Origin of the sequence: Lentibacter algarum (assembly GCF_040580765.1) — a bacterium.
GTDB lineage: Bacteria > Pseudomonadota > Alphaproteobacteria > Rhodobacterales > Rhodobacteraceae > Lentibacter > Lentibacter algarum.
Genome location: NZ_CP158687.1, coordinates 1,771,925 through 1,797,348, shown reverse-complemented (window position 1 = coordinate 1,797,348; position 25,424 = coordinate 1,771,925). Strand labels below are relative to the sequence as shown.

Annotated in this window: 23 protein-coding genes; 15 read left to right on the top strand and 8 right to left on the bottom strand. The window is 51.8% G+C overall.

The genetic code is table 11. From position 1 onward, the window contains the following. Positions 1–38: 38 nt before the first annotated feature. Positions 39–1,838, top strand: a complete 1,800-nt coding sequence (locus DSM117340_RS08735; RefSeq protein WP_089890328.1) for an ABC transporter ATP-binding protein/permease — start codon at positions 39–41, stop codon at positions 1,836–1,838. Between the two features lie 7 nt (positions 1,839–1,845). Here DSM117340_RS08735 and DSM117340_RS08730 read toward each other — a convergent pair whose 3' ends face one another. Continuing rightward, complete coding sequence (locus DSM117340_RS08730) at positions 1,846–5,577, bottom strand: efflux RND transporter permease subunit (protein ID WP_089890330.1); 3,732 nt, start codon at positions 5,575–5,577, stop codon at positions 1,846–1,848. Then, positions 5,574–6,848 carry an efflux RND transporter periplasmic adaptor subunit gene (locus DSM117340_RS08725; RefSeq protein WP_089890333.1) on the bottom strand — a complete coding sequence of 425 codons (1,275 nt, stop codon included), beginning with the start codon at positions 6,846–6,848 and terminating at the stop codon, positions 5,574–5,576. The genes DSM117340_RS08730 and DSM117340_RS08725 overlap by 4 nt, the downstream gene beginning before the upstream one ends. Positions 6,849–7,082: 234 nt before the next feature. On the opposite strand from DSM117340_RS08725, the gene DSM117340_RS08720 reads away from it, so the two are divergent. The 3 genes from DSM117340_RS08720 to der are packed head-to-tail and all read left to right on the top strand — an operon-like array spanning position 7,083 to position 10,649. Next, positions 7,083–7,763 (top strand): tetratricopeptide repeat protein, encoded by a 681-nt coding sequence (locus DSM117340_RS08720; RefSeq protein ID WP_089890336.1) that lies wholly within the window; start codon positions 7,083–7,085, stop codon positions 7,761–7,763. 39 nt (positions 7,764–7,802) lie between these two features. After that, the gene (locus tag DSM117340_RS08715) at positions 7,803–9,146 is read left to right on the top strand and encodes a PQQ-binding-like beta-propeller repeat protein (RefSeq protein WP_089890340.1); all 1,344 of its coding nucleotides are present in this window, start codon (positions 7,803–7,805) and stop codon (positions 9,144–9,146) included. 48 nt (positions 9,147–9,194) lie between these two features. Then, positions 9,195–10,649, top strand: a complete 1,455-nt coding sequence (gene der / locus DSM117340_RS08710; RefSeq protein ID WP_089890343.1) for a ribosome biogenesis GTPase Der — start codon at positions 9,195–9,197, stop codon at positions 10,647–10,649. Here the strand turns inward: der and DSM117340_RS08705 are convergent. Further along, positions 10,646–11,350 carry a hypothetical protein gene (locus tag DSM117340_RS08705; protein ID WP_089890346.1) on the bottom strand — a complete coding sequence of 235 codons (705 nt, stop codon included), beginning with the start codon at positions 11,348–11,350 and terminating at the stop codon, positions 10,646–10,648. The genes der and DSM117340_RS08705 overlap by 4 nt on opposite strands. Positions 11,351–11,381: 31 nt before the next feature. Next, positions 11,382–12,674 (bottom strand): serine--tRNA ligase, encoded by a 1,293-nt coding sequence (gene serS / locus DSM117340_RS08700; protein WP_089890349.1) that lies wholly within the window; start codon positions 12,672–12,674, stop codon positions 11,382–11,384. Between the two features lie 184 nt (positions 12,675–12,858). Here serS and yajC point away from each other — a divergent pair, with 184 nt between their 5' ends. The 10 genes from yajC (at position 12,859) to DSM117340_RS08650 (ending at position 19,682) form a co-directional block, all read left to right on the top strand. Then, positions 12,859–13,137, top strand: a complete 279-nt coding sequence (yajC, locus tag DSM117340_RS08695) for a preprotein translocase subunit YajC (protein WP_089891592.1) — start codon at positions 12,859–12,861, stop codon at positions 13,135–13,137. Between the two features lie 37 nt (positions 13,138–13,174). After that, on the top strand, positions 13,175–14,836 hold the full coding sequence (secD, locus tag DSM117340_RS08690) for a protein translocase subunit SecD (protein WP_089890352.1): 1,662 nt from the start codon (positions 13,175–13,177) through the stop codon (positions 14,834–14,836). Between the two features lie 3 nt (positions 14,837–14,839). Beyond that, entirely contained in the window at positions 14,840–15,808 is a 969-nt protein-coding gene (gene secF, locus DSM117340_RS08685; RefSeq protein WP_089890355.1) for a protein translocase subunit SecF, read from the top strand. Further along, positions 15,795–16,553 carry a sulfite exporter TauE/SafE family protein gene (locus DSM117340_RS08680; RefSeq protein WP_089890357.1) on the top strand — a complete coding sequence of 253 codons (759 nt, stop codon included), beginning with the start codon at positions 15,795–15,797 and terminating at the stop codon, positions 16,551–16,553. Before secF ends, DSM117340_RS08680 begins: the two co-directional genes overlap by 14 nt. A gap of 3 nt (positions 16,554–16,556) precedes the next feature. Further along, positions 16,557–16,910, top strand: a complete 354-nt coding sequence (locus tag DSM117340_RS08675) for an Mth938-like domain-containing protein (protein ID WP_089890360.1) — start codon at positions 16,557–16,559, stop codon at positions 16,908–16,910. Between the two features lie 10 nt (positions 16,911–16,920). Next, positions 16,921–17,538: a heme ABC exporter ATP-binding protein CcmA gene (gene ccmA / locus DSM117340_RS08670; protein ID WP_089890363.1), complete on the top strand. Its 618-nt coding sequence runs from the start codon at positions 16,921–16,923 to the stop codon at positions 17,536–17,538. Continuing rightward, a complete protein-coding gene (gene ccmB / locus DSM117340_RS08665) occupies positions 17,535–18,191 on the top strand; it encodes a heme exporter protein CcmB (RefSeq protein WP_089890366.1) in 657 nt (218 codons plus the stop codon). Before ccmA ends, ccmB begins: the two co-directional genes overlap by 4 nt. Positions 18,192–18,260: 69 nt before the next feature. After that, positions 18,261–18,992: a heme ABC transporter permease gene (locus DSM117340_RS08660; RefSeq protein ID WP_089890369.1), complete on the top strand. Its 732-nt coding sequence runs from the start codon at positions 18,261–18,263 to the stop codon at positions 18,990–18,992. Next, positions 18,989–19,147 (top strand): heme exporter protein CcmD, encoded by a 159-nt coding sequence (ccmD, locus tag DSM117340_RS08655; RefSeq protein ID WP_089890373.1) that lies wholly within the window; start codon positions 18,989–18,991, stop codon positions 19,145–19,147. The genes DSM117340_RS08660 and ccmD overlap by 4 nt, the downstream gene beginning before the upstream one ends. 13 nt (positions 19,148–19,160) lie before the next feature. Next, entirely contained in the window at positions 19,161–19,682 is a 522-nt protein-coding gene (locus DSM117340_RS08650; protein ID WP_089890376.1) for a DsbE family thiol:disulfide interchange protein, read from the top strand. Here the strand turns inward: DSM117340_RS08650 and DSM117340_RS08645 are convergent, their stop codons facing one another. Beyond that, on the bottom strand, positions 19,683–20,897 hold the full coding sequence (locus DSM117340_RS08645) for a bifunctional alpha/beta hydrolase/OsmC family protein (protein ID WP_089890379.1): 1,215 nt from the start codon (positions 20,895–20,897) through the stop codon (positions 19,683–19,685). A 222-nt stretch (positions 20,898–21,119) separates the two neighbouring features. Here DSM117340_RS08645 and DSM117340_RS08640 point away from each other — a divergent pair, with 222 nt between their 5' ends. Further along, a complete protein-coding gene (locus DSM117340_RS08640; RefSeq protein WP_089890382.1) occupies positions 21,120–21,950 on the top strand; it encodes a bifunctional allantoicase/(S)-ureidoglycine aminohydrolase in 831 nt (276 codons plus the stop codon). An 82-nt stretch (positions 21,951–22,032) separates the two neighbouring features. On the opposite strand, the gene DSM117340_RS08635 is transcribed toward DSM117340_RS08640, so the two are convergent. From DSM117340_RS08635 to puuE, 3 genes are read right to left on the bottom strand one after another with little or no spacing between them, the layout of a single operon-like run. Beyond that, positions 22,033–23,463: a nucleobase:cation symporter-2 family protein gene (locus tag DSM117340_RS08635; protein WP_089890385.1), complete on the bottom strand. Its 1,431-nt coding sequence runs from the start codon at positions 23,461–23,463 to the stop codon at positions 22,033–22,035. A 53-nt stretch (positions 23,464–23,516) separates the two neighbouring features. After that, a complete protein-coding gene (locus DSM117340_RS08630) occupies positions 23,517–24,002 on the bottom strand; it encodes an ureidoglycolate lyase (protein WP_089890388.1) in 486 nt (161 codons plus the stop codon). Next, positions 23,999–25,414, bottom strand: coding sequence for an allantoinase PuuE (puuE, locus tag DSM117340_RS08625; RefSeq protein ID WP_089891596.1), 1,416 nt, complete (start codon positions 25,412–25,414; stop codon positions 23,999–24,001). Before puuE ends, DSM117340_RS08630 begins: the two co-directional genes overlap by 4 nt. Positions 25,415–25,424: the final 10 nt, after the last annotated feature.

The window sequence follows — 25,424 nt, the reverse complement described above, 5'->3', positions numbered from 1 at the left end:
CTATCTCTGCGCCTTGAATTGCGAGAGGCCCTATCGGCATGAGTGACGATGTAGAAAAACAAGAACGTGCATCAGGTGTGCGCACCATCAAGCGTGTCATTCCTTATCTTTGGCCAGACGGTGAAGTCTGGGTAAAGCGGCGAGTGTTGATTGCTATGGCAGCCTTGCTTCTATCCAAGCTTATCGCCGTTTACACGCCAATCATCTACCGTGATGCTGTCAACGCTTTGTCTGGAGAGGGGGTTTCAGACCTGCTTCTCGGTGCCGTCGGGCTAACCGTCGCCTATGGGATGGCACGTATATTTACGTCTGGATTTCAGCAGCTTAGAGATGGCGTCTTTGCTGCGGTGGCCCAAAGAGCTCTGCGCAAACTGGCGCTTGAAACCTTCACCCATATTCATAGGCTCTCGATGCGCTATCATATTACGCGCAAAACCGGTGGTCTAAGCCGCATTATTGAACGTGGGGTCAAGGGCGTTGATTTCTTGCTACGTTTTCTATTGTTTTCTGTTGGCCCGCTTATTCTCGAATTGCTGCTGGTTGCAGGGATATTCTTCTTTCTGTTTGATGTCTGGTATTTGGCAGTGGTTGTGGGAACGATCGCTCTCTATGTATGGTTTACCTTCACGGTGACAGAGTGGCGGGTAAAGCTGCGCCGTGAGATGAATGACCGCGACACTGATGCAAACCAAAAGGCGATTGATAGCCTCCTTAATTTTGAGACAGTGAAATACTTCGGGGCGGAGCGGCGCGAAGGGCAACGATATGATGCGGCGATGGAAGGCTATGAGGCCGCGGCCATTAAAACGGCATCATCACTTGCCTTCCTTAACTTTGGTCAGGCCCTCTTGATCACTATGGGTTTGATTGCAGTCATGGTCATGGCAGCATTGGGTGTGCAAAATGGTGATTTAACGGTTGGCGATTTCGTTATGGTCAACGCATACATGATCCAGATCACCCTACCGCTCAACTTTTTGGGTACAGTTTATCGTGAAATTCGGCAGAGCCTTGTGGATATGGGCGAGATGTTTGATTTGCTTGGTCAGCCTGCCGAGATTCAAGACAAGCCCGAAGCCACTCAGATCGAGGTGTCAAATGGGACTGTTGTTCTCGAAAATGTTCATTTTGGCTATGATAGCGCGCGTCCAATCCTGAAAGGGGTCAGCCTCAAAGTTGGTGCAGGCGAAACTGTCGCGATTGTGGGGCCGTCTGGCTCGGGTAAGTCAACAATAGGGCGCCTGCTGTTCCGCTTCTACGACGTCTCCGAAGGCCGTCTATCAATTGATGGGCAGGACGTACGCGATGTGACGCAAGAGAGTTTGCACGGGGTGATTGGAGTGGTGCCGCAAGACACTGTTCTGTTCAATGATACCATCCGATACAATATTGCTTACGGGCGCGACGGGGCGAGCGAGGAGGAAATCGTTGCAGCTGCGAAGGCAGCGCAGATTCACGACTTTATTGCGGCTCTGCCAAATGGGTATGATACCGCTGTTGGTGAACGAGGCTTGAAGCTATCTGGAGGCGAAAAGCAGCGGGTGGGTATCGCTCGAACATTGCTGAAAGATCCGCCTGTACTGCTACTCGATGAGGCTACTTCGGCACTTGATACTGAGACGGAACGTGAAATTCAGTCTGCTTTGCGTAAGGCAGGTGAGGGGCGCACGGTCATCACGATTGCACACCGCCTGTCGACAATTTCAGATGCCGATCTGATTGTTGTGCTGGAAGATGGTGAAGTTGCGGAGCAGGGCACCCATGAAGCCTTGCTTAAGCGCAAAGGGCGCTATGCAAGCCTATGGGCAAGGCAAAGCAGCGAGGAAGACGCCGCATAAGAGCGGCCTATTCAGCCGCCTTTATACGACCAGTCGGTGTTTTTTTGGCGGTTTCAGCGTTGTCGTCTGATGGTGATGCTTCGCTGGCACGAACAGTTTCTGTGTCGTTTGATCCGGGTTCGGGTGTCTCGCCTACAGCTTGATCGTTGTAGCCATCCCACAAGATTTCTGGGGGCGCTATGCGGCGGACGGCTGTTTGTAGCGCCATATCACGAGCAATGCGGCTGGCGCTGCCGAGAGACAGCGCAGCAAGCGCACGGGCAGCCCATCCAAGATAAGTCGATACCCAAACACGTAGCGCCAGCATCGAGGGCGTAAACACCAACGTCAGCACTGTTGCGATGCCCAGTCCGAAAACGACAGCTGTTGCAAGCTGCTTCCACCAGAGCGCTGTGGGACTATCTATCGAGTATCCGCCGTTGATGAAGTCAAGACTGAGGCCAAACATCATAGGCGCAAGGCCTGCCATTGTTGTGATTGTAGTCAACAAGACTGGTCGAATTCGGTCTTCTGCGGTGCGCACGATAGCTTCTTGGCGCGGCATGTATGAGGAATATTCCTGATAGGTATCAATCAGAACGATGTTGTTGTTCACGACAATACCCGCAAGCGCCACAATGCCCGTACCCGTCATGATAATTGAGAAGGTTTGGTCCATGACCAACATGCCAATAAGCACGCCTGCCGTCGAGAGGACAACCGCAAGAAGGACGAGAATAGAGTTATAAAAGCTGTTGAACTGGGCGAGCAATATGATGAACATCAGCCCAAGTGCACCCATGAAAGCTGAGCTTAGAAAGGCTTGGCTTTCGGCTTCATCTTCTTGATCGCCTGTCCACTCCCATGCGACCCCTTCAGGAAAGGGCGCTGTCTGGAGCCAAGATGTGATAGCTTCAATTCTGTTTGCAGGTGTGAGCGGCACGGCTTCAAAACCCTCACGTTCACTTTGTGCTTGCAGGGCGGCATCTTCATTCCAATCAGCGGCAGAAATAAGTCGCGTCTCGTTCGTTTCGGCGTTGGTTAGAAGCATTGTCGCGTTTACCACGCCAGCCTTTACATCAAAGAACCGCATTTGGTCAGCGCGGTTGATTTCGGCTAGTTTCGCCACAGGTTTGCGTGTCAGGAAGTTTGAGAGAGGTATAAGCCCATCCGCAGTTCGCAGTTTGAGTGTGTCGAGTGTGCTCAAAACGCGGTCTTTTTCGGGTAGCCGAACGCGAATTTCTATTTCCTCGTCAGAGCTATCAACGCGCATCGTATCAAGAAGTATGCCGCGCGTGACGAGTTGGATCATGCCGCCAACAGTCTGGACATCTGCACCATATCGCCCAGCCTCTTGGACGTCGACATCAAGCTGCCAGTCGATTCCGGGGAGGGGTAGCGTATCTTCTTGAAGTGTCAGGCCTTCCGTCTCGTCGAATTTGGCTCGTGCCGTTTGGGCTGCGCTTATCAAGTCTTCCCAATCATCCGCCTTGAGGCGCAAGTGGACAGGCTTTGCAGACGCGGGGCCACGTGACGCTGCAAGAATTTCTATTTTTGTTCCGGGGAGAGCGGACAGTTGTTCTGTAAGCTCTTGTAGCACAAGATCGCCATCGAGGTCGGGGCGATCTCTGCGATCTTCCCATGGGATCGTTTCAAACTGAATTTGCCCAATCGTATCATTGGGGGGCTGAGCGCCGCCAGTATTGGTGTTGAGGCCACTGTCACCTGCAAAAGAGAACGCGTTGTCGATTCCTGGATGAGCGAGGACAATGTCTTCGGCACGCTTGATCAAGTCGTCTTTTTGTTCGAGTGAAAGGTTTCCCCGTGCTCTGACATAGACGATAGCCATTTCAGGCTCAGATTCTACGAAAAACTCAGTTCCATTGTTATTTGAGCCGTAATATCCAAAGACAGACATTACGAAAAATAAGACGGCAGCGGCCGACACCACGGGCATGATTGGATTGCCTGTAATGAGTTGAATAAACTGGCCAAAATATGTGCGCCTGCGCCCAGCTTGAACGGACGTTTTCTTCCAAGCAATTTGAGCTGCGCCCAATGTGATCGAGGAGGCAAAGCTTCCAAGTAAAAACAAAACCATACCCGGAAGCAGGGACATCACCCCTTCAAAGATAGGCGTTCCACCAAAAAGGTAGCCGGGATTGAGCGTTTGCATGGCGCCGAGAAAGACCATGTAGAGCGATGGTAGAACCAAGGCTGCCCTAAGCCACCATGGTGTCGCTGCACGGAGTGCGTCAGCTGAGCGACCGAAGAGACGGCTCATGCGTCCCGAAACCCCACCCATTACAGGCAGATATATCAAAGCCACAACAAGTGAGGCCGAGAGAACAAAAATGAGCGTAACAGGTAGCATCCCCATGAACTGGCCCGGAACGCCTGGCCAAAAGAGCATGGGGAGGAACGCGCAAAGCGTTGTTGCCGTTGAGCTCACGACTGGCCAGAACATTCTTTTGGCAGCTTCAACATAGGCATGCATCGGGCCAGTGCCCTCGGAAATACGTTTATCTGCGTATTCGACAACTACGATCGCGCCGTCCACCAACATCCCCACCGCGAGGATAAGCCCAAACATAACAATGTTTGAAATCGTTACCCCCATCAGAGCTAGGAATGCAAAACAGAGCAAGAAAGACGTTGGAATAGCAAAGCCCACGAGCAGTGCAGGGCGCACACCAAGGGCCGCGAGGATCACGATCATGACGAGTGCTATGGCTGTCAGTACAGAGCCTTCAAGTTGCGAAATCATCGAGCCGACGACGCGCGACTGATCATTCGATGTGCCGACATAGACTGCGGATTGAAGCTCTGCGGGCCATTCTGCACTCGCACGAGCGACAACGACTTTTACATCGTCAGCCATATCAAGAAGGTTGAACCCCTTCCGCTTCACAACTTGAAGCGCAACAGTGGTTTCTCCGTTAAAGCGCGCGGTGCCGAGCCTGTCCTCAAACGTCAGCCTGATCTCTGCAAGGTCGCCCAAGGTGACGATTCGATCTCCGTTTACTTTCACGGGAAGATTGTAGACGTCCTGTGGCTCATTAAAGCTTGATGGGATTTTGACAGAAAATGCACCTGTTGAGCTTTCAACTTCACCCGCTGCGATCAGCTGGTTGTTGTTGCGCACAACGCTTATCAGTTCACCCGCGGTCACATTGTAAGCCTCAAGTCTCAGGGGATCGATAAGAACCTCGAGCATTTCGTCACGTTTGCCAGCGATACCAGCTTCCAAGACAGCATCTAGGCTTTCGATTTTGTCTTTTAGGCTTTCAGCGACCCGAGACATGGTACGCTCAGGGACATCACCCGTCAGATTGATGATCAAAACAGGAAATTCAGAAAAATTTATTTCGTTTATAGAGTATTTCTCAGCCCCGTCAGGAAAAGCCGCTTCGGCTGCATTCATGGCCTCACGTACATCAGCCATGACAGCTGATTTGTCCCAGCCAAATTCAAATTCGATAAAGATACCGGCATAGTTTTCAGCCGCTGTGGCCGACATCGACTCAAGGCCATCAAGGTCAGCCAGTTCTGTTTCCATAACCTTTACAAGCAGGGTCTCGCTGTCGCTTGCTGAGATGCCGGGGAAGGGAACCGAGATAAAAAGACCGGGTATTTGAATGTCAGGCTCGCCCTCTTTGGGTAGGTTGGCATAGGCAAAGCCGCCGACGAGCAGAGACAGAACGATAAAGGCCATAATCATCCGCGCACGGGCGGCGGCCCAGTCTACCAAGCCTGTCATTGGGCAACATCCTGATACTCGGGCGCGACAAGCACACCGTCCACGACATATTCTTGGCCGATGATAATTATGTCGGCTTCATCAGGTAGGCCAGCAAGCCAAACACCTCTTATATCGTCGCGCAATAGTGTCACGGTTTGGAACTTGGCTTGCATCGAACTATCGACAAGTCGAACACCAAGCAGTCCTGTATCATCTAGAGTCAGGGCGGATTGTGGAACTAAATGTGCCGTTCGGCCTTCTGCGCCGATAATTATTTCAGCTGTTTGACCGTCGCGAATGGCGAGGTCGGGGTTTGGCACTTCAATCTCGACTCGGAAGGTTCGTGTGAGTTGATCTGCGCTTCGGCCAAGAAAACTCACGGCCCCTGTCACGTTTTGTCCTGTTGTGAGGCGGCCGCCGGCGAGTGCGCCAACTTTGACACGATCCACTTGGGCTTCAGGGACAAAGCCGACGAGTTTGATTGGATCGAGCTGTATCACAGTGGCGCACGCCCCGCCCGGCTGAATGAGAGACCCTAGCTCGGCTGTGTCGCTCTCCAATAGCCCTTGAAACGGCGCTCTGATTTCGAGGCGCGAAATTTCTTTTTTGGAAGCATCCACGCCTGCTTGGGCAGATTCAATCGCTGCTTGAACACCTAACATTCCAGATTGTGAAGTTTTAAGTGCGGCTTCAGCTGATTTGACTGCAGCTTCTGCGCCGCGCACTGCAGCAGCTGTTGCGGCGACGCGCGAGTCTGACGCAAATCCACCTTTCGAAAGCTTGCGCGCAGCATTGTCATTGATAAGTGCTTCTTCTAGCTGAGCTTTGGCTTGCTCCAATTGCGCCTGTGCACGAGGAATTTGAGCTTCAGTTTCTGGAATCCGCGCGCGGGCTTCAGCCAGCCGTGCCTCGGCTTCTGCAAGAATTGATCCCCGTGTTCCCGTATCCAGCTGACAAAGGATTTGCCCCTCATTTACAAAGGCGCCTTTGCGCAAGGGGGGGGAAACAACCAATCCAGAGGTTTCTGATCGCACATCTACCTGACGTGCAGCCTCCGTTTGGCCGCGCAGGATGACCGCGCTGTCAATTTCCTGAGCGTGCGATTTGATTGCAATCACGCCAACTCTTCGTAAAATTTTGGTGTTCTCATTAGAGGCTGTCGAAACGGTTTCAGTCGTGACTGCCTTGTCAGTCCCTGTTGCGAAGCTCATCAACGTGTCTCGCTGGACGACAAGGAAAAATAGAAAAACCGTTACCAATATCGCTGTCAGGAATGGGACTAACCGCATTTGTGCCTCTTAATATGGGAAATTTGACCCTGATTAGAGCCCAATATTCCGATTTACGAACCCCGTTTTGAAATAGATCAGTTTTTCTAAACTGTCTAGTTTAGTTTGGGCCGGTGTGGTCCGGAGCCGCCATCTCATTTCTTGCGCATTTACGCTTCACTGCCGATCGTTAATGCGGGTCTTGGCAGTGGCCAGTCAAGACTGTAAGAGGGTCAAAACCGAAAGGGCAACGGCGTGAGCGATACTGACAGTTTTATTGAAGAAGTCACCGAAGAGGTGCGTCGTGATAGGCTTTTTGCTTGGATGAAGCGCTATGGCTGGATGGTGATTTGCGCTGTGATTATTGTTGTCGGGGGGGCTGGCTTTATCGAATATCGAAAAGCTCAAGCCACGGCGCAATATCAAGCCTTTGGTGACGGTATACTCGCTGCCTTGGACAATAATGAGGCTGCCGAACGGGCCACGGCGCTTGCCTCTATTCAAGGTAGTGATGTGGGCGGGCGCGCTGTTCTCGCCTTGCTGACGTCGAAAGAACAGTTTGATGCTGGAAGCCAAAAAGAGGCTCAAGAAACGCTTCAGTTGCTTGCTAACGACGGAGATGTGCCACTCGTCTATCGTCAGGTGGCGAGTTTTAAGCTCCTTGCATTGCAAGAAAATCAACTGAGTTTGGCCGAACGCAAAACAGGCTACGAGGCTTTGATTGGTGGAAATCCACAGCTAGAGGTACTCGTGGAAGAGCAACTGGCTTTGATTGAGATCGAGCAAGGCAACACAGAAGAAGCGATTGCGGCACTGGGCAGCATCGTACAAGATAGCGAAGCAACGCCTGGGCTGCGCCGCCGTGCGACACAGCTGATTGTTGCTCTTGGCGGTGATGTGCCTGAAGTGGCGACAGCCCAAGAGCAAAGCGAGTAGTAGACCAATAGCCTGAAATAGGCGCGAGGGATAAAGTCGATGAAAAAACGTCTGCCAAATCTGGGTTCGATTGCGTGTTGCGCGGGTGTTCTGTCATTTTTAATGCTGAGTGCCTGTGAGGAGCCAGAAACAATACTGGCCGGCAAGCGTGAGCCACTGCGGGCAGAAGAAGCAAGCAACATAGTGGTGAATGCGGGTTTGACTGAAAACCGCTCTGAGCCCGTTTTGCTGAGCCAAGCGCAGAGCAACTCGAACTGGCTTCAACGTCATAACAGTCCGCACACCCGTATCGATCATCCCGCATTTGGCGGCGCGTTGGAGCCGATCTGGAATGTGAATATTGGCTCAGGTAACAGCCGTTTCGGTCGGATCGTGTCAGAGCCAGTTGTTCTAGATGGGAAAGTATTCACTCTTGATTCAGAGGCGCGCGTTTCGGCCACCTCGACATCTGGGGCCGCGCTCTGGAACGTCAGCCTTGTACCAGAGCGTGATAGCGGTCGCGATGCGACAGGAGGTGGTTTAGCAGCCGCCAACGGTGTTGTTTATGCTGCGTCAGGGTTTGGTGTTGTTTCGGCGCTTGACGCCAAAACGGGACAAGAACTCTGGGTCCAAAAACTGCAAGCATCAGCGACAGGCTCGCCTACTGTGCGTGATGGCATCGTTTATCTTGTCGCCGGCGATTCAACGGCTTGGGCACTGAATGCTGAAAGCGGCCGTATTCTTTGGCAACTTGGGTCCTCAGCTGACAAAAACAATATCCTTGGTGGACCTGCTCCGGCGGTTTCTGACAGCTTGGTGGTTTTTTCGTTTGGATCAAACGAGTTGCAAGCAGCCTTCAAGCAGGGCGGTCTGCGTGTGTGGGACTCGGTTATTTCGGGTCAGCGGCGCGGTTTTACGCGCAGTCGGATCACGGACATCACGGGTGACCCAGTTATCTCAGGTAACCTTGTTTTTGCGGGGACACAATCGGGGCGGATGGTTGCACTGGATCTGGCTAGTGGTGAACGGCTCTGGACAGCTGAAGAGGGCCCGATGAGCCCGGTTTGGGTTAATGGAAATGATGTTTTCCTTGTGTCAGACGGCAACGAACTTGTTCGTCTTAGCGCTAAAACAGGCGAGCGGATTTGGGGCGTTAAACTGCCGTTCTTTGTGAAAGACCGACCAAAGCGGCAGGCGACACTCTTTGCGCACTACGGGCCAGTTCTGGCAGGTGGGCGGCTGTATGTTGCTTCTAGCGATGGTTTGATCAGAGCCTTTGATCCGACAAATGGAGCTCTCTTGCAAACAGGAGAAATTCCGGGTGGTGCGTCGACGAGCCCCGTATTCGCGGGAGGGGTCATGTTTGTCGTGAGCGGTAAAGGGCAACTTTTCGCTTTCCGTTGACCCTAAACTCGGTTAGGTGCGGCTTTCTGCGACTGGAGCGCTTTTAGAATGAGCTTTACCTTGGCCATAGTCGGCCGTCCCAATGTGGGCAAATCAACTCTTTTCAACCGTTTGGTTGGGAAACGTCTTGCTTTGGTTGATGATCAACCTGGAGTGACTCGTGACCTACGCGAAGGAGAAGCGAAGCTCGGAGATCTCCGTTTCACCGTGATCGACACGGCGGGACTGGAGGATGCGACTGACGATTCCCTTCAAGGGCGCATGCGCCGTTTGACCGAGCGTGCCGTAGAAATGGCAGACGCCTGCTTATTTATGATTGATGCGCGCGCTGGTGTTACGCCGACAGACGAGGTCTTTGCAGACATCCTGCGCCGTAAAGGGTCTCCCGTTTTTGTTGCTGCAAACAAAGCGGAAGGCATGGCCGCTGATGCTGGTGTGATGGAAGCTTATGGATTGGGACTTGGCGATCCTATTCGTTTATCAGCAGAGCATGGCGAGGGCCTGAACGAACTCTACACGGCTCTTATGCCGTTGGCCGACCAGTATGAAGAACGCGCAAAAGAAGACGCGCCTGCTATTGATGTGACCGTCCACGAGGATGAAGACGCACCTGATCATACTCCGACTGAGAAAAAACCGCTTCAGATTGCCGTTGTTGGCCGTCCGAATGCCGGCAAGTCAACCCTGATCAACAAAATCCTTGGTGAAGATCGCCTGCTTACGGGGCCAGAGGCTGGGATTACCCGTGATGCGATCTCCCTCACGCTTGATTGGTCGGGTACCCCAGTTCGTATCTTTGACACGGCCGGTATGCGTAAAAAAGCCAAAGTGCAGGATAAACTTGAAAAGCTATCTGTATCGGATGGATTGCGCGCGGTTAAATTTGCTGAAGTTGTCGTTGTTTTGCTCGATGCGGCCATTCCGTTTGAACAACAAGATCTTCGCATTGCAGACCTTGCCGAACGAGAAGGGCGCGCCGTCGTCGTGGCTGTCAACAAATGGGATGTTGAGGACGATAAGCAAGATAAGTTGAAAGAGCTCAAAGAAGCTTTTACGCGCTTGCTACCTCAGTTGCGAGGCGCTCCACTTATCACTGTCTCAGCCAAAACCGGACGTGGACTTGAGCGCTTGCATGATGCAATTCGCAAAGCGCATGATGTCTGGAACAAGCGGATTACGACTGCACACCTGAACCGTTGGCTCGATGGCATGGTCCAAGCTCATCCGCCCCCCGCGCCACAGGGAAAGCGTATCAAGCTGCGTTATATGACTCAGGCGAAAACGCGTCCGCCCGGATTTATCGTTATGTGTTCGCATCCAGATAAGATGCCAGCTGCATATTCGCGATACTTGGTGAACGGTCTGCGGGAAGACTTTGACATGCCAGGTACGCCCATTCGCATGACAATGCGCGGCCAAAGCGACAAAAACCCATACAAGGGACGCAAGAAGGCTCCGCCGTCAAAGTTGAGAAAGCACACTCAAGGTCGCAAGAAAGACTAGTTGTTGCGGGCTTTAATGAGCCCGATCAGCAAGTAGCCTATTCCTACAGCACAAAGCGCTACGACACTTGTGTTGAGCGGTTCTAAATTGCTGACGACAATGCCGACCAGAGCCCAAATCACGGCGATCGGATACGACAGAGACTTGGGGCAAGCTTTTTGCATTGCGACCGCTATGATTAGAGCAATCGAGAGACTGACATAGGCTGCGATGTCTTGTGTCGTATATCCATAGCCTGCGAGGACTAGACCGACAGAGACGCTTGAGGCCGCTGTGAGCCACCCTGCATAAATGCCGATCGGTTCTCTTTGCCACCAAGCGTCATCATCACTTGCCCTTACGAATGCTGCGAGGGCGGCGATAAGCATGAGCCAGATTTGAACGGTTGCCCAGATCACTGAGATTTGGGCAACCGCGATCCAAGTTGCGCCGATGGCGAGGCTGATGAAAAGCGCGGGCCTCGAGCTTGTCCACGTAATCGCATCAGCGCGCCTGAAGAGGCCGAAACCTGTTCCTGCAATGAGCCATAGATAAATCGGTCCCCAAATTGAAAATGCGTAACCTGCCGGCTGAACAGCAGGGTCGATTTGAGGCAAAGGAAATTGGTTGCCCTCAAAGCCTTTGAAACCCGAGGTGAAGAACGGGGATGCTGCAAATAATATCGCTGCGGCAAACGTGGCTAAGGCGAGCAATCTGTTCATTTGATCAGGCTATGGCTGAATTTTTGCAAACTCAACACAATGATCCATCTACGTTGAGCGTAGTTTTTCCGCCAACGTAAGGGTGCAGAGCCTTAGGCAGAATAACCGATCCGTCCTCTTGCTGCCCGTTTTCCAGAACGGCAATCAGTGCGCGCCCAACGGCCAAGCCTGAACCATTCAAAGTATGAACATGTTGCGGCTTCCCGCCGTCTGCGGGTTTGAACCGGGCTTGCATGCGGCGTGCTTGAAAATCTCCACAGACAGAAACCGAGCTGATTTCGCGGTACTTTCCTTGGCCTGGCAACCAAACCTCAATGTCATGTGTCTTGATTGCGCCAAAGCCGATATCACCCGTGCATAAGACGACAGTGCGATACGGGAGCTCTAGTTTTTCTAGAATACCTTCAGCACAACGCGTCATGCGATCGTGCTCTTCCAAACTTTTGTCTGGATGAGTGATCGAAACCATTTCCACCTTTTCAAACTGGTGTTGGCGCAGCATGCCTGAGGTGTCGCGTCCAGCACTTCCAGCCTCAGAACGGAAGCATTGTGTGTGCGCAACGAAGCGACGGGGTAGGGTATTCTCTTCCACTGTCATACCATTGACGATGTTCGTCAGGGTAACTTCTGCTGTGGGCACGAGCCACCAGCCGTTTGTGGTTTGGTAGCTGTCTTCGCCAAACTTCGGGAGCTGACCGGTGCCATACATCATCTCCTCTTTTACAAGAACAGGAGTCCAGGTTTCGGTCAGGCCATTTTCCTCGATGTGCGTGTCTAGCATGAGTTGAGCCAAAGCTCGATGCAGGCGAGCAACAGAGCCCGAAAGAACAACAAAACGGCTGCCAGAAAGCTTGGCCGCTGTTTCAAAGTCCATCCCTAGTTTAACACATTCCAGCTCGAAGTGTTCTCGGGCTGAGAAATTCAATGTCGCGGGGGTACCCCAGCTGCGCACCTCACTGTTGTCTGCTTCATCTGCGCCTACAGGAACGTCATCGTGCAGCAGATTTGGCAGAGCGCCAAGCATTTCAGTCAGAGCTGCGTCTAGGGTCTTGGCTTCTACTTGAAGGGTAGCCACCTCAGCTTTTTGTGCAGCGACTTCGTCTCGTAGCTTTTCAAAGAGAGCCGTATCGCCAGAGGCTTTTGCCGCACCAATTTCTTTTGCCGCTTTGTTTTGGGCTGCTTGCGCAGTTTCAGCCGCCAGAATTTTGCTACGACGCTCTTCATCGAGTTTCAGAATGTGGCCTGAGACTGGTGCGAGCCCTCGGCGTGCCATCACGGCATCAAATTCGCTGGGGTTTTCACGGATCACGCGAATATCGTGCATCTCACTTGTCCTTTTGAGGAATAAATCTTGCTGCCGCCTTATGACCGATTTTGTGGCCCAAGGTAAACGGGTCATTGTACCTTGCTTCTATTCGGCTTTGCCCATTGCAAACAATCCTGTTCAGGCATAGGTAATGCTGGATTTGAAGGGCTTTGCCCATAACCAGACCACGACGGGGGCGCATATGAGACCTGGTGACTTGCTGATGTTGGCCGCGATTTTCGCGATCATGTATTTCCTTTTGATCCGACCACAGCAGAAAAAAATGAAAGAGCATCAACAGATGATCGAGAACATCCGCCGTGGTGACCAAGTGATCACGCAGGGCGGGATTATCGGCAAAGTTGTTAAGGTCCGTGAGGATGGCGAGCTTGAAGTCGAGATAGCAGATGCTGTGAAAGTGCGCGTCATCAAAGGCACGATTACTCAGGTTTTGAATAAAACAGAGCCAGCAAAAGCTTAAGCTTCTCAAGTAACTAAAGCACGAGGCGGAGCCCACAATGCTTCAGATTGATACATGGAAACGGGTGCTGATCTGGCTCGTTGTGGTTGCGGGTATTATGCTTGCTTTGCCAAATGGTTTCTACACGCGCGTCGAGACACACAATGACGCAGTGAAGGCGCTAGAGGCTGGGGGGAGCGCTGCGGGCCTCTCTGAACAGGCCGAGATGTGGCCGAGCTATTTGCCGTCTGGATTGGTTAATCTGGGGCTCGATCTGCGCGGTGGAGCGCATTTGCTCGCCGAAGTGAAAGTCGCCGATGTATACGCCGCAAGGATCAAGGGCAGTTGGCCTGAGATCAGAGACCTCCTGCGTGAAGAGCGCGCGCGTGTGGGCACTGTGCGTTTGCAAAAAAGCGCTGATGACGAGCTGCGCATTAAAATCTCCAAACCAGAACAGCTACAGGTAGCGGCAAGTCTTATCCGTGGTCTTGCTCGACCAGTGACTAGTTTATCTGGTGCGGGTGCTAGCGATATTGAAGTGAGCGTTGAGGGAGATGTGATTATCGTCCAGCTCTCCGAGGCTGAAAAGTTAGCCACAGATGAGCGCACGGTACGACAGTCTCTTGAAATCATTCGGCGCCGGATCGATGAAGTGGGAACCCGCGAGCCTACAATCCAGCGTCAGGGCGGCGATCGCATCCTGATCCAGGTTCCGGGGCTGGGCAGTGCTGCTGAGTTGAAATCCATAATCGGGACTACAGCTCAACTAACCTTTCATTCGGTAGTAAGTCGGGCAAACAGTGCTGATGCACCAGCTGGGGCAGGGAACTATGTGCTGCCGTCAATTGATGAAGATGGCGTTTTTTATGTCCTTGAAGAAGCGGCTGTCGTTTCGGGTGAAGATCTTGTCGACGCACAGCCTGACTTTGATCAAAACGGTAGACCCGCTGTTTCCTTCAGGTTCAATACAACTGGCGCGCGGCGTTTTGGCGATTACACGGCTGAAAATATCGGCTCACCCTTTGCTATTGTGCTCGATAGCGAAGTGATTTCGGCGCCCGTTATTCAAAGTCATATTGCCGGCGGATCTGGCATAATTACGGGTAATTTTTCGCTGGAAGAAAGCACCAACCTCGCTGTTTTGCTGCGCGCTGGTGCATTGCCTGCAGGTCTTGAGTTTCTTGAAGAACGCACAATCGGACCAGAGCTCGGCGCGGACAGCATCGAAGCTGGAAAGCTCGCCTGCGTCGTCGCGTTTGTCGGTGTGCTTGTCTTTATGGTTCTAAGCTACGGCACCTTTGGTGTTTTTGCCAACATCGCTCTGGTGATTAACGTGGTTTTGATATTCGGACTGCTTTCGATGTTAGGTGCCACGCTGACGCTTCCAGGAATCGCAGGAATTGTCTTGACCATTGGTATGGCAGTTGATGCGAATGTTCTGGTGTTTGAACGTATTCGGGAAGAGCTGAAGTCAGCAAAAGGCCCTGCTAGAGCGATTGATTTGGGCTACGAGAAAGCGCTGTCAGCGATTGTGGACGCCAACATTACTACATTCATCACGGCCGTCATTCTATATGCAGTTGGGTCGGGGCCTGTACGAGGCTTTGCGATAACACTTGGACTAGGCATTTTGACATCTGTCTTCACGGCTATTTTCGTAACGCGTCTGATTGTTGTGATCTGGTTTGAACGCCGTAAACCCAAAACGATAGAGGTCTAAACCATGCGATTGAGACTTGTTCCGCAGGACACGAATTGGGATTTCTTTGCGCGATACAAACTTTGGCTCGGTATTTCAGCCTTTATGATGGTTGTAGCCTTCGCGAGTTTTGTGTTGCAGGGTCTGAATTACGGCATCGATTTCAGAGGTGGCACCACGATCCGCACTGATAGCAGCATGCCGATCGTAATTGCAGATTATCGTGATTCTATCGAACCGCTAGGCTTGGGCGACATCACCATTACTGAGGTGTTTGATCCGAGCTTTGGTGAGGACAAAAATGTGGCGATGATCCGTATTCAGGCGCAAGATGGCGAAGAAGCCGTGACGTCAGAAGTGATTGAAGCGGTTCTGATTGCTCTGCAAGAAAAGGCACCTGACATTACTTTTAGCTCTGTTGAGAGCGTTGGGCCCAAGGTTTCTGGAGAGCTCATTCAAACGGCTATGATTGCTGTGGTGTTGGCTATTGGAGCAGTGCTCATCTACATTTGGCTGAGATTTGAATGGCAGTTTGCGGTTGGTGCTGTTGTGGCGCTGGTGCATGACGTTTTGCTAACCATTGGGGTGTTTTCAGAACTCCAAATTCGTTTTGACCTTGCGATCATCGCGGCACTTCTAACCATTGTTGGCTACTCGCTGAACGATACGGTTGTTGTGTTTGACCGTGTTCGTGAGAACCTGCGCAAATACAAACAGAAACCGCTCAAAGAAGTTATGAACATTTCGATCAACGAAACCTTGAGCCGGACGATGATGACGTCGGTGACCACGTTGCTAGCTCTGTTAGCACTGTTCTTTCTTGGCGGAGACGTGATCCGTGGTTTCGTTTTCGCTATGATCTGGGGCGTTATTGTGGGCACGTATAGTTCTGTTTTTGTAGCCTCGACGATATTGCTGTGGCTTGGCGTGAAGCGCGACTGGACCAAACCTAACGCGACTGCAGGAAATCAATTTGCCAATGTGGATGCCTGAATTAATCAGTCATGCTGCCCAACACGATGGTTTTTACTGGTTAATTTTGGTCGTTTTTATAGCAGGGGTTGTCAGGGGCTTTTCTGGGTTTGGAACAGCGATGGTTTTCATCCCTTTTGCGAGCCAATTTATGGACCCAGTCTCGGTTCTTGTTGCTCTTACAGTTATGGATATTTTTGGCCCCATACCCAATCTGCCGCGTGCGTGGCGAGACGGTGAGCCCAGCAGTGTAGCACGTCTTGGCTTCGCGACCCTAGTGGCTCTGCCTGCGGGGATATATTTCCTCTTGGCTGTTCCTGCTGAAATTTTTCGTTACGCTGTTTCGATATTGGCCATTGTTGTGCCTTTATCTTTGTTGGCGGGGCTGCGCTACCGGGGCCAAATAACGCCAAAGCTGCTTTATGTAGGCGGAGCCATTGCAGGCATCACAGGGGGTGCTGTTGGATTGCCCGGTCCTCCCATCATCATGCTTTTTGCTGCAAGCACCAAAGCGGTCAGCTGTATCCGCGCAAATATCATGATGTATTTGTTTGTCTTCGACGTTTTTTTGCTGTTTTGGTTCGCTATGAAAGGGCATCTTGACGCTCTGCCTATCACTTTGGGGCTGTTATTTCTTGTGCCTTCTGTGGCTGGAAACATCTTAGGGGCAAAGATTTTTGACCCCGCTCGTGAAAAGCTTTATCGCGGGATAGCCTACGCAGTAATTTTTACTGCGGCACTAACATCACTGCCTCTCTGGGACTGAAATATGAAATTGACTGAAATGCACTTTGCCGAAGCCCAGCCTGTCGAGAGCTATGGACAGGGTTTTTTCAAAATTGGAGGTCATCGTATCGAGAGCGGAATGCTTTTGACTGCTGAGGGCGCAAAGCTTTGGGAGGGATATGACGACTTTCAGAGCCTCCTTGCGCTTCAGGGGGCAGTTGATGTGATTTTTGTGGGAACAGGTGCTGAAATTGCACATTTGCCGTCAGACTTGCGACAAAAAATTGAAGCGACAGGAATGGGTGTTGAAGTCATGAATTCACCCGCTGCATGCCGAACTTACAATGTACTTGCGGCAGAAGGCCGCCGCGTTGCCCTTGCCGCCTTACCTGTTTAAGGACTTCTCTATGGAGCTTCACGTTCAAAAACTTAGCGTTGCACGTGGTGGTTTGGCTGTGCTGAAAGATGTGAGCTTTAGCCTCAGTGCTGGACAGGCTCTTGTGATCCGTGGCCCCAACGGGATTGGCAAAACCACTTTGTTGCGAACCCTTGCTGGATTGCAGCCTGCATTGGCAGGTGAGATAAATCTTGATCCTGATATGATGGCTTATGCTGCGCATGTGGATGGCATAAAGGCGACGCTTTCGGTCGAGGAGAATTTGGCTTTTTGGGCTAGCGTCTTTGGGACACAGGGTATCGAGCCTGCAATGATTGCATTTGCTTTATCCGACTTGAGAGACAGGCCCGCTGGGATGCTGTCGGCTGGACAAAAGCGCAGACTTGGGCTCGCGCGATTGATGGTCACAGGCCGGCCAGTTTGGGTTCTCGATGAACCGACAGTCTCTCTGGATCAAGTCGCGGTCGCTATGTTTGGCAAGGTCATTGAAGCTCACTTAGAAGCAGGGGGTGCTGCGATCATGGCCACACATATTGATCTGGGCCTAAAAAATGCAATATCGCTTGATATTGGCGCATATAAGGCAACGTCTGCTCTTGAGGATAACTTTGATGAGGCTTTTCTATGATGGCGCTTCTGAGACGGGATTTGCGCCTCGCTGTCCGCGCAGGAGGGGGCTTCGGCCTTGGGCTCTCGTTCTTCCTTATTGTCGTTGTCCTCATCCCATTTGGTGTCGGCCCTGAGACCAATCTGTTGGGACGGATTGCACCTGGGGTATTGTGGGTGGCTGCGCTCTTGGCTTGCCTTCTCTCTTTGGATCGAATGTTCGCGCTAGACTTTGAAGACGGTTCACTTGACCTACTGGCAACTTCGCCTCTTCCGCTCGAAGGCATCATCACAGTAAAAGCTGTTGCCCATTGGTTGACGACTGGCTTGCCACTTGTCTTGGCGACACCCGTTTTTGCGCTTTTGATGAGCTTACCGAGCAGCGGGTATCTTGCGCTCATGGTCTCATTGCTTTTGGGGACACCCGCGCTCTCGATTATAGGTGCGTTTGGGGCGGCCTTAACCGTTGGGATCAAGCGGGGAGGATTGCTACTCAGTCTCTTGGTTTTGCCTCTTTATGTCCCAACGCTTATATTTGGTGCCGAGGTCGCCAGACGGGGAGCTGAGGGCCAGCCATATACAACCCCTCTTTTAATGCTTTCTGGAATTAGTCTCGCGGCCTTGGCGCTTTTACCAATTGCTAGTGCCGCGGTGCTCAGAGTGAACTTGCGCTAATGTGACATCAGAGTGCTGGCATTTGCTGACAAATTCAGGCATGGGAATACGTAAAAGGGGAAGAGCTCAATGGCGTCGATTTGGGAATATGCAAACCCGCTGAAGTTTATGCGGACCACGGAAGCCGCACTGCCATTTATTGCCGTGGCGGCTGCAGTTTTTCTGGTGACTGGCCTCGGCTGGGGTTTTTTCTTTACGCCTGATGACTTTCGGCAGGGCTCGACTGTCAAAATTTTCTACATCCACGTCCCCAGTGCGATGATGGCGATCAATATTTGGGTAATGATGTTGATCACGTCGTTGGTTTGGATCGTTCGGCGGCATCACGTAAGCGCATTGGCAGCTCGCGCAGCTGCACCTGTTGGTGCAATCATGACACTTATCGCGCTTTTCACAGGCGCGGTCTGGGGGCAGCCAATGTGGGGAACATGGTGGGCATGGGATCCGCGCTTAACGTCCTTCCTGATCCTATTTCTTTTTTACTTGGGGTATATGGCGCTTTGGAGTGCGATAGAAAACGACGATACCGCTGCTGATTTGACCAGTGTTTTGTGCCTTGTGGGTTCAGTTTTTGCATTGCTGTCCCGATATGCCGTCAACTTCTGGAACCAAGGGCTTCATCAAGGGGCGTCTCTGTCCTTGGACAAGAAAGAAAATGTTGCTGATGTCTTTTGGTATCCAGCACTTGTCTCCATTGCAGGCTTCGTTTTGCTGTTTGTTGCACTGGTCATACTGCGCACGAACACAGAAATCAGGGCACGCCGCGCGCGAGCTCTCTTGGCACAGGAGCGGTTGGGATGATGCCTGATCTTGGAAAATATGCAGTTGAAGTGTTGTCAGCGTATGCTGTTTCGATTGGTCTAATCGTTGCTATTGTTCTTTTAAGTCTGTCCCGAGCACGCCGCGTCAAAGCGGAGCTTAATGAAATCGAAAATCGGAGGAAGTCGCGTGGCTAAGGTATCCCCTGTGATGCTTGCCCCGCCACTGATCTTCGCGGGACTGGCTGTCTTAATGTTTCTCGGGCTTCAGCGCGAAGATCCTGATGCCTTGCCATCCGCACTTGAGGGTAAGTCTGCTCCAGCGGTTGAGATTACCCAACTTGGAACAGGTGCAACCTTCACGGATGAGACCTTGCGAGCCGACGGTGTTAAGCTCGTGAATTTCTGGGCGAGTTGGTGTGCACCATGTCGTGTCGAGCACCCACAGCTTGAAGCGCTCGCGAAGAGTGGTATTGAGATTTATGGGGTGAATTATAAAGACAAAGCGCCCAATGCACTAAAGTTTCTCGCAGATCTTGGTGACCCTTATAAAAGTATTGGAGCGGATGAAACTGGACGTATGGCCCTTAATTGGGGCGTTTACGGTGTCCCTGAGACATACGTAATAGATTCAAACGGTATTATCGTTTTACGTTTTGCTGGGCCGATTACGCAGCGCGCGATAGAACAAACAATCCTGCCCGCAATACAAGATGCACAAGCTGGCCTGTAGTCATTTGGCTAGAATGGTTGTGACCTGATTTGCACGCTCAAGCGTTCGATGGACTGGGCATTTGTCTGCAATCTCGAGAAGTTTTTGGCGTTGATCGGCTGTTAGATCGCCTTCAAGTGTGATTGCGCGCTTAAATCCATCGATCCTTTCACCGCTGTTGCCCCCAGCGTCCTGAGCATGAACCTTTTCGTGGCTTACATCCACGCGGACATGATCAAGTGGCCAACCTTTGCGCCTCGCATACATTCGAATGGTCATTGAAGTGCAGGCTCCGAGGCCCGCTGACACAAACCCGTATGGAGACATTCCTTTGTTGCCCCCACCGTAAGCTTTTGGCTCGTCGGCAAGGGTATGATGGTATGGGCCAGACATCACGTCTTGTAAAAAGCCGAGTGGGTCTACTTCTCGCACCCGTGTAATGCCTTCTGGCGCTCCTGGTGGTGGGGCAGGGGGACGGATGTCTAGATATCGTGACACCCACGAGCTGATGACCTCCGCCGTGTACTCAGCGTCGTTTACACGGCTGATCAAGTGATCAGCGTCATCCAGCGTTATAAAACTCTTCGGATGTTTTGCCGTCATAAAGATTTTTGCAGCGTTATCGATGCTCACGATTTCATCGCGTGGCGCGTGTAGTACCAATAGAGCCTTCCCCAAAGTTGCCACCGCTTCGCGTAGTTTGTGCGTACTGATATCCTTCAAGAAGCTGTCTCGTATGGTAAATGGTCGCCCACCAAGACGAACCTCAGCAGAACCATTTTCGACGATCTCGACATGCTTCTCAGTAAAGTGTTCAATGACGTTTGAGGGCTCAAAAGGGGCTCCAATAGTGACAATGGCCTTCGCCGATTTGATTTGGTCTGCAACGGCCAAAACGGCAGCGCCTCCAAGACTATGGCCAATAAGAAGGCTTGGTGGAAAGCCGCGCTCTGTCATGGCTTGGGTTGCGGCGATCAAGTCGAACATATTGGTTGAGAAGTTTGTGTTTGAAAATTCCCCTCCCGAATGTCCAAGGCCAGTAAAGTCAAAGCGCAACACCGCGATGCCCTGTGCAGCGAGCCTTTGGGCGATACGTTTCGCCGCTGGGATATCTTTCGAACAGGTAAAGCAATGTGCAAACAACGCACTGGCCAGATGTGGGCCTTCTGGTAAATCGAACCGTGCGGCCAATTGTTGGCCATCCTGGTTTGCGAATGTAAATTTTTCAACGACCATGTGAGCTCCTTGCGCATCTGAGCTAAGGGTATGATCCAGCTCTGCAAAGCGCCACCTATGTGACATGAGCTTCACGTTGATGTGACGCTGTGCAGTTCAATCGTTGGAGTGATTTCAAGTAAATCTTGATAATCCTTTAGGTGTTTGATGTGTTTAAAATGATTGGAAATAATGGGGTTAGGCGTTTGAATAGGCCGACACATTATTGAAGAGGGCTCGATCTTGAAAAAAACAGATTACTATGCGCCACAAGGTGGGCTTGCCCCTCAAACGCAATTGTTGACAGATCGGGCGATGTTTACGGAGGCCTATGCGGTAATCCCGAAAGGAACGTTTAGCGATATTGTGACCAGCCTTTTGCCTTTTTGGGATAAAGCTCGATTTTGGGTTATTGCTCGGCCACTGTCTGGCTTTTCGGAAACGTTTTCGCAGTACATCGCAGAGGTTTCGCCTGGTGGCGGGAGCGATCGACCTGAAACGGAAGCAGGAGTGCAGGCTGTTCTCTTTGTGGTCGAAGGTGCTTTGACGCTGACCGTTGAAGGGGTTGATCATCTCTTGGAGACAGGCGGGTATGCCTATCTGCCGCCTGATGCCTTGTGGTCCATGAAAAACCACACAGACAACGTTGTAAAGTTTCACTGGGTGCGCAAGCGATATGAAGCTGTTTCAGGTCTTGAAGCCCCTGAGGCATTTGTCACCAACGAGAAAGATATTCCCCCAACTGCGATGCCTGGAACAGACGGCAAGTGGGCGACAACACGTTTTGTTGACACGAACGATCTGCGCCATGACATGCATGTGAATGTTGTGACTTTTCAGCCGGGCGCCGTCATCCCTTTTGCGGAAACCCATGTCATGGAACACGGCCTTTATGTCCTCGAAGGCAAAGCCGTCTATCGCCTCAATCAAGATTGGGTTGAGGTTGAGGCGGGTGATTTTATGTGGCTTCGCGCGTTCTGCCCGCAAGCCTGCTACGCGGGGGGGCCGGGGCCATTTCGCTATTTGTTGTATAAAGACGTAAATCGACACATGAAGTTTCCTGCTCATCTTTGAAACGCGTGAGTCTATGTCTTCAAATAAAAAAACCGGCGCTCAGGAGCGCCGGTTTTCATTTTGGGCAAAGCTCTAGTAAGGCTTAGTCGTCTTTTTGAAGTGATCCACGACCATGGCCGGCATGTCCACCTGAGACTTCTTCTGTTGCTTCATCTGAAAGTTCTTCTGGCAAGATCAGGTTCAAAACAATCGCAATTGCAGCCGCTGGCAATAGTCCAGATGTCAGCAGCACTCTTGCAGTCGCGCCCATATGCTGAAGCGCATTGGGCTCAAGCTGCAGGCCAAGGCCAATCGAGAGGGCAATCGCGAAGATAACCATATTGCGTCGGTTCCAATTCACATCCGAAAGCATTGAAATACCCGCAGCGACAACCATCCCAAACATAACGATTACACCGCCACCCAATACTTCAATTGGGACTGTGCGAATAACGCCACCTACTTTTGGAACAAGTCCGCAGATAATTAAGAAGATGGCGCCGCATGTGACGACATGGCGGCTCATGACCCCCGTCATAGCAATCAGGCCTACGTTTTGGCTAAAGGATGTGTTTGGGAAGCCACCGAAGATACCGGCAACTGCCGTGCCGAGACCGTCCGCATAAGTTGCGCCTTCGATTTCTTTGTCGGTCGCTTCACGGCCTGCGCCACCTTTACAGATACCTGATACATCTCCAACGGTTTCGATAGCCGAGATGAAGGCCATGAGGCAAAAGCCGATAACTGCCGCTGCCGAGAACTCAAAGCCGTATTTGAAAGGCTGTGGGAGGGCAAAAGCGGCCGAGCGTGACCATGAGCTTGCGATAGCATCGAACGTTAGCATTCCAACAGCGAGCGCATAGATATAGCCGACGATCAGGCCGATTAGCACTGCTGAGATGGACAACATTCCGCGAGTGAAAAACTTCAAACCAAGCGTGACGACGATCACAACAAGGGCCGCCGACCAATTGAGCAAGGAGCCGTACTCCGGTGTCCCCATGGCTGGAACACCGCCAGCGGCATACTGAATGCCCACCTTTACGAGCGCGAGACCAATCATTGTCACAACGAGGCCTGTGACCAGCGGGGGAAGCGCAAAGCGAATTTTACCAATGACGGTCCCCAATAGGGCGTGAAAGATGCCACCGATCAGCACGCCGCCGAAAAGAGCTGCAAGCGCATCAACGCCTTTGCCAGCTACAAGTGGAATCATAATTGGCAAAAAGGCAAAAGACGTCCCTTGAACGATAGGTAGTGCAGCGCCGACTGGGCCAATGGTTAGTGTTTGCATGAGTGTTGCAACGCCAGCAAAGAGCATCGACATTTGAATAAGATAGAGTAGCTCTGGGAAATCTGGTGAGTTTGATCCAAAACCAAAACCTGCTGCGCCTGCAACAATGATGGCTGGTGTGACGTTTGATACGAACATCGCCAACACATGCTGAATCCCAAGCGGGATCGCTTTGGAAAGGGCTGGGGTGTAGTTCGGATCCCTGAGTTGTTCGGGTGTCCCAATTGAGTTCTGAGCCATAGTAACCTCCGTATGACTGTTGGTTTTCCCCCTTCTTATGGAGGGGCATTTGGTTAAACGTTCACGATATAAGAGTCTTGAAAGTAGTATTCTTCTAAGTTGGGGGTATCGCCAATACGGTCGATCACAATGTACTGGCCTGCGCGTTCAACAGGAGCCAATACACCGTGCCACGTATTGCGATGTATGTTGATGGATTGATGAGGCTTTGAGAGAAAGGCCCTTGGCAGTCCGGGTTTGCCAGAATTGTCTTTGGCAACGCTAATAATCATGGGGACGCCAGACAGAGGTATAAAGGCCTGACTGCCTTCGGGATGTCGCTCCATCATGTCGAGAGTGTAAGGAAAGTGCCTTGCTTGCGCGTCAAACAGGCTGATCCCAGCCTGACCCGACCCAAAGTCAAGCTTCGCGAGATCATGGAAGCGTCCACACATGCCTTGATTGATCAGCTTGTCAGGCTCACCTGAAACTTCGATAACATCGCCGTAGGGTGCAAAAGCTTCACGAGTGAGGGGTTCCAGTGTTAATAGCGCGCTCACGGAAGAATATCCTTGAGCCGGAAATGAGCGATCCGTTCAACCTGCCTGCAAGCCTCCTCGAACTCGATAGCTCTGGTATTGTTAATCCGCTGGTCGAACGCAGCGAGAATTGATGCTTTATCATGGTCACGAACTGCGATGATGAATGGAAAACCGTGCTTTGCTACGTAGTCAGAGTTAAGCTTTGTAAAATGACTTCGCTCTTCACTGGTTAGGTAGTCTAGTCCTGCACTGGCTTGTTCTGATGTGCTTTCTGCGGTGAGCTCTCCTGCTGCGGCCAGTTTGCCGGCCAAATCAGGGTGGGCAATCAACACTCCATGTTTCTCTTCAGCAGAAGCGGTTCTGAAAATGCGGCTCAGAGCGCTGTGGACGCCTGCCGCGCAATCATGCGCCGAACCAAGCTCCAACTCCCACGCACGCTGTGCAATCCAAGGGGAGTGTTCAAAGATTGATCCGAACTGCTCTACAAACCTTTCTTGGCTCATTTGGCTTGGTCGCTCTTTACGTGAATGCGGATGTAGTGTTGCCCAATGCTTGGCAATATCAACTCTACGCGGACACCATACGTTGTCATGCTTTTGGATGTGCTCAATAAACCGTTTAAGGCCTGCAATCTTCCCTGGGCGTCCGATAAGGCGACAATGTAGACCCACTGACATCATAGCTGGCCGCCCTTCGCCGCCTTCGGAATAAAGTGTGTCAAACGAATCGATGAGATATTGCCCGAAATCTTGCCCCGTGACCCAACCGGGCGCTGTTGCGAAGCGCATGTCATTGGCTTCGAGGGTGTAGGGAATGATGAGCTGATCCCGATCTGCGACTTCCAACCAATAGGGAAGGTCGTCGTCATATGTATCCGAGATATAATCGAAAAGCCCTGTTTCGGCGACAAGCCTCACAGTGTTTTCCGAACATCTGCCAGTATACCAGCCGCGCGGTGCGCTACCGACGACCTCTGTGTGCAGTTTTATAGCCTCAGCGATCGCGGCACGTTCCACGCTTTCGGGCATGTCTTTATGCTCAACCCACTTCAGGCCGTGACTGGCGATTTCCCAGTTGGCGTTCTTCATGGCCTGAACTTGTTCCGGACTGCGCGCTAGAGCGGTTGCTACCCCGTACATCGTCAGGGGAATATCTACTCCAGTGAACAACCGGTGCAATCGCCAGAAGCCTGCTCGTGCCCCATATTCATAGACGGATTCCATATTCCAATGGCGTTGTCCCTGCCACGGTGCTGCTCCGGGTATGTCTGACAGAAAAGCTTCTGAAGCTGGGTCGCCGTGAAGCGTGCAATTTTCTCCACCTTCTTCATAGTTCAAGACAAACTGAACCGCGATTTTGGCTTTATTTGGCCAAGCCGCATTTGGAGTATTCTCTCCATAGCCTCGCATGTCGCGTGGATAGCGCTTCACCATCGATCTC

What these genes read in the sequence shown, in the direction of transcription:
- DSM117340_RS08735 (WP_089890328.1), top strand. Translation starts at nt 39, where the DNA reads ATGAGTGACGATGTAGAAAAACAAGAACGTGCATCAGGTGTGCGCACC.
- DSM117340_RS08730 (WP_089890330.1), bottom strand. Translation starts at nt 5,577, where the DNA reads ATGACAGGCTTGGTAGACTGGGCCGCCGCCCGTGCGCGGATGATTATG.
- DSM117340_RS08725 (WP_089890333.1), bottom strand. Translation starts at nt 6,848, where the DNA reads ATGCGGTTAGTCCCATTCCTGACAGCGATATTGGTAACGGTTTTTCTA.
- DSM117340_RS08715 (WP_089890340.1), top strand. Translation starts at nt 7,803, where the DNA reads ATGAAAAAACGTCTGCCAAATCTGGGTTCGATTGCGTGTTGCGCGGGT.
- der (WP_089890343.1), top strand. Translation starts at nt 9,195, where the DNA reads ATGAGCTTTACCTTGGCCATAGTCGGCCGTCCCAATGTGGGCAAATCA.
- DSM117340_RS08705 (WP_089890346.1), bottom strand. Translation starts at nt 11,350, where the DNA reads ATGAACAGATTGCTCGCCTTAGCCACGTTTGCCGCAGCGATATTATTT.
- serS (WP_089890349.1), bottom strand. Translation starts at nt 12,674, where the DNA reads ATGCACGATATTCGCGTGATCCGTGAAAACCCCAGCGAATTTGATGCC.
- yajC (WP_089891592.1), top strand. Translation starts at nt 12,859, where the DNA reads ATGAGACCTGGTGACTTGCTGATGTTGGCCGCGATTTTCGCGATCATG.
- secD (WP_089890352.1), top strand. Translation starts at nt 13,175, where the DNA reads ATGCTTCAGATTGATACATGGAAACGGGTGCTGATCTGGCTCGTTGTG.
- secF (WP_089890355.1), top strand. Translation starts at nt 14,840, where the DNA reads ATGCGATTGAGACTTGTTCCGCAGGACACGAATTGGGATTTCTTTGCG.
- DSM117340_RS08680 (WP_089890357.1), top strand. Translation starts at nt 15,795, where the DNA reads ATGTGGATGCCTGAATTAATCAGTCATGCTGCCCAACACGATGGTTTT.
- DSM117340_RS08675 (WP_089890360.1), top strand. Translation starts at nt 16,557, where the DNA reads ATGAAATTGACTGAAATGCACTTTGCCGAAGCCCAGCCTGTCGAGAGC.
- ccmA (WP_089890363.1), top strand. Translation starts at nt 16,921, where the DNA reads ATGGAGCTTCACGTTCAAAAACTTAGCGTTGCACGTGGTGGTTTGGCT.
- ccmB (WP_089890366.1), top strand. Translation starts at nt 17,535, where the DNA reads ATGATGGCGCTTCTGAGACGGGATTTGCGCCTCGCTGTCCGCGCAGGA.
- DSM117340_RS08660 (WP_089890369.1), top strand. Translation starts at nt 18,261, where the DNA reads ATGGCGTCGATTTGGGAATATGCAAACCCGCTGAAGTTTATGCGGACC.
- ccmD (WP_089890373.1), top strand. Translation starts at nt 18,989, where the DNA reads ATGATGCCTGATCTTGGAAAATATGCAGTTGAAGTGTTGTCAGCGTAT.
- DSM117340_RS08650 (WP_089890376.1), top strand. Translation starts at nt 19,161, where the DNA reads ATGCTTGCCCCGCCACTGATCTTCGCGGGACTGGCTGTCTTAATGTTT.
- DSM117340_RS08645 (WP_089890379.1), bottom strand. Translation starts at nt 20,897, where the DNA reads ATGGTCGTTGAAAAATTTACATTCGCAAACCAGGATGGCCAACAATTG.
- DSM117340_RS08635 (WP_089890385.1), bottom strand. Translation starts at nt 23,463, where the DNA reads ATGGCTCAGAACTCAATTGGGACACCCGAACAACTCAGGGATCCGAAC.